Source organism: Mesorhizobium sp. M00.F.Ca.ET.216.01.1.1 (genome assembly GCF_004010325.2).
In the GTDB taxonomy this organism is placed as follows: domain Bacteria; phylum Pseudomonadota; class Alphaproteobacteria; order Rhizobiales; family Rhizobiaceae; genus Mesorhizobium.
Genome location: NZ_SADR02000019.1, coordinates 1 through 11447, shown reverse-complemented (window position 1 = coordinate 11447; position 11447 = coordinate 1). Strand labels below are relative to the sequence as shown.

The window sequence follows — 11447 nt, the reverse complement described above, 5'->3', positions numbered from 1 at the left end:
TTTGCCGGTTCGTTGCGAGAGCGCCGACTGGCTCATCCGACCAGTCCGGCCAGTTTCGGCCACAAGCTGTGGCTCAGCCCCTTGCTCGGTCTCAGCGGTGCGACTGAAGGCGATGGAGGAAGGGTGTCAAGGCAGTCGCAATTGACCCTGTCGGGCTCGGACATCGACGACCACTGAGCCTTGTCAGATCAGTTAGAAAACAGGCGGTTGATCGAACCTTGTCTAAGCATGGAGCGAGACACGCCGCCGCCGAAAGCCCATTCGAGGGTGCGGCTGTGACCGTAGCCGCCTGAGACGACAAGTTCAGCGCCCATTTCGTGGGCAAGCTCGGTGATGACCTGGCCTGCCTCCGGATGCCCGCCCCCCAGACTTCCGATCTCGCCTTGACGCGATTAGATCCGCGGCGCGGGCATGCATCGCCAGGAGATACGTCGGATCGCCGATCTCCTCGCGTGTTGCCTACATCGTCATCTCCGGTTCCAGCGTCCGTTCCTTCGACGGTTCCGGAAGCTCGGTCATAGTCGCTTCGGTCAAGAGCAGAACGCTGGCGACCGAGACGGCGTTCTCCAGCGCGATGCGCACGACCTTGGTCGGGTCGATGATGCCGGCCTCGACCAGATCGACATATTCCTTCTTTCCGGCGTCGAAGCCAAAGTTTCCCTTGCCTTCAATCATCCTGGCGATGACCACGCCGCCGTCGACAGCCGAATTCTCGGCAATCTGCCGGACCGGCGTTTCAAGCGCCCGCTTGAGTATCTGTACGCCGGTCCGCTCGTCGCCCTCGCAACGCGTCTCCTCGTCCGCCACGGCTGCGATACAGCGCAGCAAGGCAAGCCCGCCACCAGGCACGATGCCTTCGGCGACTGCGGCCTTGGTGGCGCTGATGGCGTCTTCGAGCGCTTCCTTCTTCGATTTCATCTCGGCCTCAGTGGGCGCACCAACCTTGATGACGGCGACGCCGCCTGCAAGTTTGGCCAGCCGCTCCTGCAGCTTTTCGCGATCGTAGTCGCTGGTCGTGTTGTCGATCTCGCGCCGGATTTGTTCTACGCGACCCTTGATCGCCTTCTGATCGCCGCTGCCGCCGATGATCGTCGTATTGTCCTTGTCGACGACCACACGCTTGGCACGCCCCAACTGCGCCATCGTGACATTTTCGAGCTTGAGACCGAGATCCTCGGAAATGACCTGTCCGCCGGTCAGGACAGCTATGTCCTGCAGCATGGCCTTGCGACGATCCCCAAAGCCCGGCGCCTTGACGGCGCAGTTCTTGAACGTGCCCCGGATCTGGTTAACGATGAGCGTCGCAAGTGCCTCTCCTTCGACTTCCTCGGCGATCACCAGCAATGGCGAACCCGATTTCGCCACGGCTTCAAGCAGCTTGATGAGGTCGTTGAGCGAAGCGATCTTCTTTTCGACGATAAGCACCACCGCCTCTTCCAGGACCGCCTCCATTTTTTCGGCATCGGTGACGAAATAAGGAGAGAGGAATCCGCGATCGAACTGCATGCCTTCGACGACCTCGAGAACCGTTTCCGTGGTCTTCGACTCCTCGACCGTGATGACGCCTTCGCCGCCGACCTTCTCCATTGCCTCTCCGACGAGTTCGCCGATCAGCGGGTCATTGTGCGCGGAGATCGTCGCCACCTGCTCCTTCTCGCGCCGGGTCGAGACTGGCCGAGATATCTGCTTGAGTGTCTCGATCGCCCGTTTGGTCGCGCGGTCGAGGCCCCGCTTGATGTCGATAGCGCTGGCGCCGGCAACGACGTTGCGCACGCCGTCGGCAAACATGGCGTGAGCAAGGATGGTCGAGGTGCTGGTGCCGTCGCCAACCATGTCGCCGGTCTTCTCGGCTGCCTGTCTTAGCATTCGCGCACCGAGGTTCTCCTCGGCGTCCTTCAGGTCGAATTCCTTGGCGATGGTCACCCCATCGTTGCAGACGATCGGTGAACCCCACTTTTTTTCGATCAGGACCGACTTCGAGCGCGGCCCGAGCGTCACGCGCACGGCGTCGGCGAGCTGGGTTGCGCCACGGAGGATCTTTTCGCGCGCCGCAGAGCGGAACAACACCTGTTTATGGGCCATGACCGTCTCCAAAACCTATTCTGTCGTTTCACCTAGCAGGCAGGTTTTCGATCGGCCTTGATGCGCATCAAACGCGTTTTCGTCCCTTGTTGACGAGGATCAATGTTAGCCGGCCTCATTCCCTGTTGGATGGCTGTCGATCCAATTTGACAACTATGCAGACGAATGAAACGCGCCGATATGACGCCGGCGTCGACACGACTGGCTGCCGTCCAAGGTTCAATCCCGACGGGTGAGATGGTCAGGAACTGCACTTCAAGGACAAGCGGTTTCTAGAAGAGTCTAAAAGACAACCCACAGCGTCATGCATGTCCGGTGAACATGGGCAGGGTATTTGCGCGCGTTCACAAGCACATCGGAGACGCCAGCACCTCGGACGCAGATCAATTCCTTGTTCTCCGTCAGAATATCTCGTCCTGGAGTTGCGAACGTCGATTTTCGGTTTTGAAGCCGGTTCCCGGCGAGGAGATGACGAGGCTGAGTATTTCCTGACGAAGGTGTTGGAGGGCCTGTAAAGTCAGGCAAAGCAATGGCACGAGGAGATGCCTCTTACTTCTTCGGCCTCGTTTTTCGGAGGTCTTTCGAACGCGATGGAGCCAGCATCGCGGCCAACAATCACTATGGGTCGCTCGCGGGGGACCTGACGAGCAAGATTCACGCGATCGTGGTCCATCTCGCTCTCACGCCCGGTGAAGCGCACGACAATCGGTTGTGTTCGGTTTTCCTCTGCGCGCTGCTCCCACCAACGATCCTGCTCGCGGATCGTGGATACGAATTGAGAACGAGCGTAGCGGCCTCCTGTGGCGGTTGATGCGCTCGTGCCAATATATCCGCAGCGGCCTGCAGCGGGCAGGGTTTGAAGGCGGCTGGCTGAAACAGTTTGAACCAGGGTCAACGCCAGCTGCTTGATCGGTTGGGCCGGAATGAAACCAAAGGCCGTGACACAGGCGAGCGTTGTGATCGCGACCTCTCCTTTGCGAAGCGTTCCCGAACAATTCGGCGCTGGCCTCGGCCAGCAAAAAGTCGGCGATGGAAATCGCATTCGTCGGATGCGGAATCGGGTCCGTGCTCACGCATCTTGCCTGCACCGGCCGCCAATAACTGCGCGTAGGCGTCTTGGATGGCGAAGCAGGTAGTGGCAAAGTTGTTCAAAATAAAGCTTCAAAATAATGCCATCGAATACTGCAAATTGATTCCCGTCAAAGCAAAATGCCCCATCGGTTTCTAATCGAAGGCGTGTCGATGTAGGAGGTGACATCATGGAAATCTCTTTCCGCGATCTTATGACAGTATTCCACGGCATGGGGTTTGGAGCGCTCTTTATGCTCGCGTTTTCAGCAGCACTTGCCGAGCTTTATCGAATGTCTGCGCCTGGAGCCGCATCAGTCCCAAGCGCCAGAGAACACAATCTGCTTTTGCTTTACCTTTCGGTGATGGTCGTCCTTGCCTGGGGCGCCGTGCTATCAGGTGCTTACATCGTATATCCGTGGTATCGCGCGGTCGTGCCCGAAGGGGTTATCGATCTGACCGACTATCCGAAGTTCCTGCTGACCTCCAGCCCGAAGACGTCCGCGTGGCATAGCTTGGGGATGGAGTGGAAGGAGCACGTGGCCTGGCTTGCTCCGATTGCCATGACCATGGTCGCCTACGTCTTTGCCAAATATGGGCCGGCTTTGGCCAAGCAGAAGCAAATCCGCACTGCCGTCATCGGCTTTGCTGTCGTTGCTTTCGTGGCGACAGGAGTCGCGGGAGCCTTTGGAGCGTTTCTCAACAAGTATGCTCCAGTTCGTGGTGGCGCAATGATCGAGATCATCGCTGGTGAACAGGAGGGCCAATAATCATGGCCAATATCACGCCTATCAAGACTGACGAGATTCCCAATGGTCCCGGTGCGGCCGCCATCCTGGCCGCGGGGATTGGATCTGCCGCGATGGGGATATTCGCCTTAGCCGGCGATGCGTTTACATCACTCAACCACTTCTTCACGTTCTACAAGCCAACCGGTGGCCTGTCCGGCGTCTCGACCAGCGCAGTCATCGTCTGGTTGGTTGCCTGGTTTGTCCTTTCGCGCAGGTGGAGCGGAAAGAACGTGGAAATGGGAAAGGTCGTTTCTGTATCCTTCGCCTTGTTGGCAGTGGGTGTACTGCTGACCTTCCCGCCTGTAATGGACCTCATCCAGGGCAAGTAGAGAGAAACTTGCGTGAGTTGGGCGTGGGCTTGGCCCGTCGAAAGCGGGCTGAGCCCGATTCAGAGAGCTTCTCCCTTGCCATAGGTCACTCGCATCCCGTTCGCGATCGGGGACCACGAGGGTCATCCTCAATCCGAATTGATGCGCATCGACGCCGCATCGACGGCAAAACCACCATCGCCGCCATCTTCCCTATCAGCTTTTCGGAATCGGCACTGCCTTTCGACCCGCGCTGCTGTGACATGGGCGCGCACTGGGATAAGAAAGGGCAGGATGATGATGCTCGAGGATCAATTACTGCCGATCGTGATGGCGCAATCTACTGCCGGTCCGCCACTGGCCGTTCGGCGCATGCATCGAACGGTGGAAACAGCCTATTCGCTTGCTTCCCGGCCCGACACCTGCTCGATGAGGATCCGGAAAAAAACCTGCGGCAAGCTATCTGACACGGGAGGCATGACAGGCTTGAGCGCACCAGGCTCCCACCAGTCCGTGTGCTTGCTCAACACTGACCACGCATGGTCGCGCTGAACCTTGTGGCCGATCCGGTCAGGCAGTTCTTCAAAGCGGCCGTCGACAATCACGCTTCTCCATCCGCGTCCCTGGGTGTGTTCGTCGATCTGGGCGCACACCAGGGGATTGGCCCGCATCCAGTCGATCTTCTTGCCCGGCAAGGAGAACGCATAGAGGTGATTATCGGCGTAGGCGTAGTTGAAGCACACGACGTAGGGTTGTCCGTCCTTCGCGCATGCCAAATGGCCGACGCGATTAGCCGCCAGTAACTTCGTGCATTCCAAATTGGAGAGCGTGCGGACCAGCATCGATGCGATCTCCTATTTTTTATATTTCACACCTTGGCAGCTGCACTCGCAATGACGTGGATCAAACTGCTGCGTCCGTTTCGTCAGCAGGGGCCGGCCGCGCTTCGTGATGCGCGGGCGCCAATGACAGCAGCAGCTTCAGGCTTGCGATCGCGGCGAGACCCATGGCAGCGGCAGCGACGAGGAAGGCGGCGCCTTCCAGACGGTGGGAACCGAACAGCAGGCCGGCGGCCGCCGAGCCCACTGACAGCCCGAGGCTGACCGCCGCCGACTGCATGCCGAGTTCCATACCTTGGCTTCGTACGCCGATGCGCGACACCCAGTAGGCGAGCAGCGGGCTGATCACCCCGGCCGAAGCCGAAACAACGGAAACCGCAAACGGCATTTCCGTGAGCCCGGCAATTGCCGGAACAATTGCCAGACCGATCGCCATCACCAGGAAGGCAGGAGCCACAAGCAGCCTCGCCGCGAAGCGATTGGCCGCTCGCGTGGTGGAAGAACGAGCAAAATCCATGCTTTGGCCGATTATCGCGGCCGACCGGTCGCTTTCGCGCTGACGCCGGGCAACATCGCCGACATCACCATGGCCATTCCCTTGATCGGCATGGTGGCCAAGTCCAAAAGGCTACTGGCCGACAAAGCCTATGATGCGGACAGTCTGCGCAATTGGCTGAAGCGGGCCAGGATGAAGGCGGTCATTCCATCAACCGCCGCACGGCGTACGCCCTATCCGCTCGATCACAAGGCATATCGCCGACGAAACCTCATCGAGCCCATGTTCTGCAAGCTCAAGAACTGGCGCCGCATCGCAACACGATACGATCACCATGTACAGAATTACCTCTCAGCCCTGGCTCTCGCTGCAATCATTTCATCCTGGATCTGGATGAGTCCTCAACCTAAGGCTGTTCGACCCGTGCCACCTGATAGGTGTGCATGGCTCCGTTACGCTCGATCGAAACATATTCGCCAGTCACGAAGCGTTCTTCGCCAAGATGGAAACCAATTTCGTCGTCGCGATCGCCTTCGGCATAGTCGAAATACCATTGCCCGCCTGGCTTGCGCCGCAACCGGCCGATCCGATCTTCCTCGCCCATGCGAAAGCGGCGAACACGGCAGGAGGCCCGATGTGATTTCCACTCGTCCGCATCGATCCGGCTTTCGTTGGTTAGCGGAGCGAGCACGTCGTAGCCCTCCTCGCGGTCTCCCTCCGGGTGGCCTTTCTCGCGGGCAAGCAGCAGGCGGATATGCCTGAATTTTGGGGTAAGCTCCTGCAAACTGGTCATGGTGAACTCCTTTGAGGCAGTTCATAACGCGACGACCGGATTTGGCCTTTGATCCGCGTCAAAGAAGCTTGCGGGCTCAGGCACCGTCAGGGCCTGGGCAACGGCATGGCAAAATAGCCCCGCGGTCGCCGCAATCACGATCATACCGGCCAACGGCAACCAGAACCTGACCGGACTGGAAAATACCGCCAGCGACAGGCGGCCGATCGCGTTTGCCGCGAGTGCCGCCAGCACCGCCTGGCCGACCGCCTCGATCGAGACCGAATGCTGGACCAGGCGAAGTGCGCTAAGCACCGAGACATCGACCTTGAACGTACCTGCAATCGCCGAGCTCGCCAGCAAGCCGCTGCTGCCTAATTGAGCGGCCAATGCAGCGCTGGCGGTGGAAACGATTGCGAAAAGCAGGGCAAAAAGCAGCAGCGGGCCCAATTCAAATGGATTACGCGCCGAGGCGCATCCCGCTCCCGCCACCGCGCTCCAGTCCGACAGGCAAGCCTATTGCCAGGGCGGAGTCCGAGCCTGGCTATGAGCGGATCCATGGCGTGGCGGCTTTCAGGCCGTGGCCATCGGCAGACGGTCGCGAACCCACCTGACGATCTGCGCAGGAGGTCATCGCGCCGGGTGTGCGCGCAAGCTCACGCCCGCCATGGAACAGGATCATCGTCGGGATGCCGCGGATGCCGAGGCTTGCAGCGATAGCCTGCTCATTGTCGGAATTGAGTTTGATCAAGCGAACATACGGCGGCAGTTCGTTGGCCGCTGTCTGATAGGCCGGTGCCATCATCTTGCAGGGGCCGCACGACGGCGCCCAGATATCGACGACAACGGGAAGGCTGCTTCGCCTGATCTGACGATCGAAAATCTCTGCGTCGACATCTTCCGGGTGGCCCGAGAACAGCCTCACACCGCACTTGCCGCATTTCGCGTACCCCCGCATTTCGCGCTGGCGGCCGGCGGTTGACTCCGCCACATTTGCTGCAAACCACCAGATTTCCTGTGTCATGGCCATTCAACCTGTTTTCAGTTATGCGCGTTCGAAATGTCCATCGCCGAGCGCGCGCAGCGCGTTCAGGATAACGGCTATGTCGATGCCCTCCTGAAGCAATGCCCCCGCCACCGGCGTGATCTGCCCCATGGCGGCAGCAATCATCGCCATGGCCGAGAGCGCCAGCCCGACAATGATGCTTTGCAATGCGATCGTTCGGGTTCGTCGGGCAATCCCAACCGCCTCGGCGACCGGTTGCAGCCTGTCGGTCAGCACGACAACGTCAGCAGCCTCCGAGGAGGCCGTAGCGCCGCGCGCGCCCATGGCAACACCGACCGTTGCAGTTGCAAGTGCGGGGGCATCGTTGATGCCGTCGCCAATCATCATCGTTGGCGCCAGGGCTTTCTCTGCTTCGACCGTAGCGACTTTTTTTGCCGGAGTCGCATCGGCGACGACAGCATCGAGATCGAGCAAGGTGGAAACCCGTTTCGCCGCCGCATCGTCGTCGCCCGTAAGCATGACCGTGCGCGCGACTCCGACCGAGCGCAGTTTGCCAAGTGCCTCGCAGGCATCCGCACGGATCGCATCCCCGAAGGTGAATATGCCGGCCAGCCGCCCGTCGAGTGCTACGAAAACCCTGAGCACCGGCTGGCCCCGGTACCGCTCTTCACCGCTTCTTGCCCAGTGGGGCAGAGATTTGTCGGCGAGCACCAGTCCTCGTGATCCTGCCGCGATCGATATATTGTCGACCCGGCCTTTCAGGCCGGCCCCACGATACTCGCGAACATCGCAAGGATGCGAGAGCATCAGCTTTCTCGCTCGAGCTGCCCGGATGATCGAGTCGGTGAGCACATGATGCGAGGCCTGCTCCAGGGACGCCAGCAGCCGCAACAGGCGGTCGGCGTCATCGCCGGGCGCGGCTTCGATTTCGATGAGCGCGGCGCCACCAACGGTCAAGGTGCCTGTCTTGTCAAAGATCGCGGTCCGGACTTGCGCGAGGGCTTCCAGGGCCGCACTGCCCTTCATCAGGATGCCGGCCCGCGCGGCCCGCGACACGCCGCCGATGAAAGCGACAGGGGCAGCGAGGATGAGCGGGCAAGGTGTTGCGACCACCAGCACGGCGAGGGCTCTGACGGGATCGTCCGAGACGTACCAGGCAATGCCGGCGACCAGCAAGGTGGCCGGCAGCAGCAGCAAGGCAAAGCGGTCGGCCACGCGGATGAATGGGGCTTTCGCGGTCTGTGCCGCCGCGACCATGCGCACGATGGCTGCATAGGTACTCTGTTCCGCCAGGGCCGAAGCGCGCATGCTGAAGGGCTCACCGGCATTGAGGGTGCCGCTGCGCAGCATGTCGCCCGCGCTTCGCCGTTCCGGCAGCGGCTCGCCTGTCACCGCGGATTCATCGAGCGAGGCCGAAGCGTCGAGCAGGACTCCATCGACGGGCAGCAGCTCGCCGGCACGCACCAGAAGCTCGTCGCCGACCGCAACCTGGTCCACGAAAATCGTGGCTGTCCCTTGCGCCGACTTGCGATGCGCGAAACGAGGCGCCCGGTCGGTCAAGGCCCTCAAATTCCGCTCCGCCCGGCCGCGAGCAAAATCCTCGAGCACAGTGCCGCCGGCATACATGATCGCGACTACCACGGCCGCCAGGGGCTGGCCAAGGAGCAGTGCCGCGGACATTGAAACCAGCGCAATCGCATCGACGCCGACGCGGCCGATCCAGAAATCGCGCAACATGGAAATGGCGAGCGCCGCCACGACAGGCAAGGTCGCCGCCGTCCAGATCACGCCTGCCTCGATCGGTCCGAAGCCAGTTCGCCAAATCCCGATCCCAACGACCAGGCCCAGTACGGCGATGGCCAGGAGTGCACGCCGCAGGATCGACTCGTTCATGTGCCGCTCCTCGACCTTGACGGTTGCTTGCCGTCAGAGTTCGCCGACCATTTCCTGCAGCAGCAGCCGCACATCTTTCGCAACCTCGGCAAGGCTCCGGTTGTCGATCGCCCCCATCGACGCGACTGGATCGACGGCCGCTACCTCCACCTTTCCGGGCGCGACCTCCGTTACGATCACATTGCAGGGCAGCATTGTTCCGATCTTGTCCTCGGTCTGCAGCGCGCGCCAAGCGAAATGTGGATTGCATGCGCCGAGGATGACGTATGGCTTGAAGTCGGCGCCAAGCTTGGCCTTCATCGTCTTCTGGACATCGATCGACGTCAGGATGCCGAAACCTTTGTTTGCGAGATTTTCGGTCACGTGGCGGACCGCCGCGTCGAACGGCATGTCGATGGTCCTGCTGAAATAATAGCTCATCAAGTTCTCCATTGGCCGGGCTGCAAATTCGCAATGCAAGGCGAGCACATCGGAAAACGCATTCGCCCAAACCTCGCGCTACAGCTAGCCGGTATGGCCGAAAAGGGCTTTGATCCAAACGGTTCGTTGCGCGCGCCACTGATCTCGAGGAGGCCATCGCCGAGGGTATTTCGACCGGCCACCCGGATATGCCAGAGTGGTTGCCAGCCCGGATCAGATCGAGGCGATCCTCGCCTATATTGAAAGCCTGCAACAGCCGTGATCGTTGCGACGGTCTCGGCTGTCTTGTTGAGTTCCGCTCCTAAAGCGCGTGGCGTTTAACCGGCCTCATTCGACGCGCTTTAAGTCCTTGTTTCATGCATGTCGTTATCGCAAAACCGCTGCGCATTTTTGGGCGATATGCATTAACGTGCTTTACGGCAACATGCGGTCGGCGGCGCGGAAGAATTTCCGTGCGTGCGCCACGATCTGCGCTTCCGTCGGGTGATCCGCGGGTTCAATGCCAACGATGCGGTCCTTCAGCTGCGGGTGGTGGCTGCGGATATGCTTGACCAGCTCGTCCTTGGCCGAGCCCGGTCCCACGATCAGCCATTCCCTTGCCGGCCGCAAGGCGCCGACGACGTCGTGGTAGAAGGACTGGTCTTCCTGTGCACGCTTCCCCTCCATGGTTCCCGCCTTGTTGTGAGTCTGGCGATGCGTGAGCGCGGTCGCAAGTCTCACGCTTTCAGCCTCATCGCGATCGAAGAAGAAGACCTTGGCTTCGCGATGGTCGAGCCAAGCGACCGCATGGCGGGTGAGCATATGATATTTCCTCGAAATTGTTGTTGAGGTGCAGGCAGATCGTTGTCCCGGTCAGCCGGGTTGCCCGATATCGGTCACAGTCGCCAGTACCGAACCGGGTTCGATCACGGCGTTCGCGTCGGCGACAATGGTCGCGCGTCCGCTTGCCGGGGCGACGATCTCATGCAGTGCGTCTTCAATTCGAACTTCCGCTATTCGTTCGCCAACGCGGATCACGGCGCCGCTGGCAATGAACCATCTCTCCACAATGCCTTCGGGCACCATGCTGGATGCCCATAGCGCTGCATCGACCTTGATATCCTGCATCGCAATTCTCCTTTGCGATCGAAACTATACGCGGCTCGCGAGGGCGCTCATTGATCACGATCAAGGAGCTGAGCCTTCCGGGCAAAGAAGCGAAAGCATCCACCGCATGTGTCTCAGCGGGATCCTGCGTCGAGCATTTTCAAAAAATGATTCAAATCAAGGCGCGGCCTAGCACTTGCGCCGACCATTAAAATATGTGGAAGCCAATCTCAACCGCTCCTTTTGGGCGCAACCTCGAACTCGCCGTCTTCGACGAGGATGGCCAAACTGCGCTTATATTTCCTTGTGTGAGAGGGGGAGAAGGCTGGAGGAATGCCGCCACCGATGCACGTGTCGACATCCACCCGACCCACTGGCGCGACTGGGAGTCCGGGACGGCACCGGCAAACATTGGAGAGTCCCTCCGCGACCTGCCTTAATAGGACGTCGCGTTTTGAACCGCTTCATGCGATGCGCTTTAAGTCAAGTTCCTGTTTTTTGTAGATATATCCGAAAACCGCCGCACGCTTTGGCGATATAGGTCAACCCTTGGATCCGGCGATCAACGCCATACGCACGAGGTGCGACAGGCTGCTCGCGCCCATCTTACTCATGACATTGGCGCGGTGGATCTCGACCGTGCGCGGACTGATCCCCAGATCATACGCGATCGTCTTGTTCGGCAT

11 protein-coding genes and 4 pseudogenes are annotated in these 11447 nt (G+C 60.2%); 4 read left to right on the top strand and 11 right to left on the bottom strand.

Annotation, left to right across the window (positions count from 1 at the left end):
* Nucleotides 1–459 precede the first annotated feature (459 nt).
* The gene (gene groL / locus EN859_RS22920) at nucleotides 460–2082 is read right to left on the bottom strand and encodes a chaperonin GroEL (RefSeq protein WP_127855096.1); all 1623 of its coding nucleotides are present in this window, start codon (nucleotides 2080–2082) and stop codon (nucleotides 460–462) included.
* A gap of 634 nt (nucleotides 2083–2716) precedes the next feature.
* On the opposite strand from groL, the pseudogene EN859_RS39525 reads away from it, so the two are divergent.
* The 3 genes and pseudogenes from EN859_RS39525 to EN859_RS22905 form a co-directional block, all read left to right on the top strand.
* Nucleotides 2717–2857: pseudogene (locus EN859_RS39525) on the top strand (IS5/IS1182 family transposase); the annotation flags it as partial.
* A gap of 484 nt (nucleotides 2858–3341) precedes the next feature.
* Nucleotides 3342–3920, top strand: a complete 579-nt coding sequence (locus EN859_RS22910) for a hypothetical protein (RefSeq protein ID WP_127855098.1) — start codon at nucleotides 3342–3344, stop codon at nucleotides 3918–3920.
* Nucleotides 3921–3922: 2 nt separating this feature from the next.
* Complete coding sequence (locus EN859_RS22905) at nucleotides 3923–4270, top strand: hypothetical protein (protein WP_127855099.1); 348 nt, start codon at nucleotides 3923–3925, stop codon at nucleotides 4268–4270.
* A gap of 374 nt (nucleotides 4271–4644) precedes the next feature.
* Here EN859_RS22905 and EN859_RS22900 read toward each other — a convergent pair whose 3' ends face one another.
* Nucleotides 4645–5091, bottom strand: a complete 447-nt coding sequence (locus tag EN859_RS22900; RefSeq protein ID WP_127855100.1) for a pyridoxamine 5'-phosphate oxidase family protein — start codon at nucleotides 5089–5091, stop codon at nucleotides 4645–4647.
* Between the two features lie 61 nt (nucleotides 5092–5152).
* Nucleotides 5153–5605: a hypothetical protein gene (locus tag EN859_RS39520; protein ID WP_245525664.1), complete on the bottom strand. Its 453-nt coding sequence runs from the start codon at nucleotides 5603–5605 to the stop codon at nucleotides 5153–5155.
* Here EN859_RS39520 and EN859_RS22895 point away from each other — a divergent pair.
* Nucleotides 5561–5971 (top strand): annotated as a pseudogene (locus tag EN859_RS22895) (IS5 family transposase); the annotation flags it as partial. The gene EN859_RS39520 and the pseudogene EN859_RS22895 sit on opposite strands and share 45 nt — an antisense overlap.
* A gap of 19 nt (nucleotides 5972–5990) precedes the next feature.
* Here the strand turns inward: EN859_RS22895 and EN859_RS22890 are convergent.
* From EN859_RS22890 to EN859_RS22845, 8 genes and pseudogenes are all read right to left on the bottom strand, one after another.
* Nucleotides 5991–6377 carry a hypothetical protein gene (locus tag EN859_RS22890; RefSeq protein WP_127855101.1) on the bottom strand — a complete coding sequence of 129 codons (387 nt, stop codon included), beginning with the start codon at nucleotides 6375–6377 and terminating at the stop codon, nucleotides 5991–5993.
* A 21-nt stretch (nucleotides 6378–6398) separates the two neighbouring features.
* Nucleotides 6399–6824 (bottom strand): annotated as a pseudogene (locus tag EN859_RS22885) (DUF4010 domain-containing protein); the annotation flags it as partial.
* Between the two features lie 105 nt (nucleotides 6825–6929).
* Nucleotides 6930–7390: pseudogene (locus tag EN859_RS22880) on the bottom strand (thioredoxin domain-containing protein).
* A gap of 11 nt (nucleotides 7391–7401) precedes the next feature.
* The gene (locus EN859_RS22875; protein WP_127855102.1) at nucleotides 7402–9255 is read right to left on the bottom strand and encodes a heavy metal translocating P-type ATPase; all 1854 of its coding nucleotides are present in this window, start codon (nucleotides 9253–9255) and stop codon (nucleotides 7402–7404) included.
* A 33-nt stretch (nucleotides 9256–9288) separates the two neighbouring features.
* On the bottom strand, nucleotides 9289–9675 hold the full coding sequence (locus EN859_RS22870; RefSeq protein ID WP_127855103.1) for a DUF302 domain-containing protein: 387 nt from the start codon (nucleotides 9673–9675) through the stop codon (nucleotides 9289–9291).
* 414 nt (nucleotides 9676–10089) lie between these two features.
* Nucleotides 10090–10476, bottom strand: a complete 387-nt coding sequence (locus tag EN859_RS22860) for a translational machinery protein (RefSeq protein ID WP_127855104.1) — start codon at nucleotides 10474–10476, stop codon at nucleotides 10090–10092.
* Nucleotides 10477–10527: 51 nt separating this feature from the next.
* Entirely contained in the window at nucleotides 10528–10782 is a 255-nt protein-coding gene (locus EN859_RS22855) for a lipoyl domain-containing protein (protein ID WP_127855105.1), read from the bottom strand.
* A 521-nt stretch (nucleotides 10783–11303) separates the two neighbouring features.
* Nucleotides 11304–11447, bottom strand: a 144-nt coding sequence (locus EN859_RS22845) for a LuxR C-terminal-related transcriptional regulator (protein WP_245525675.1), incomplete at its 5' end; no start/stop codon positions are given.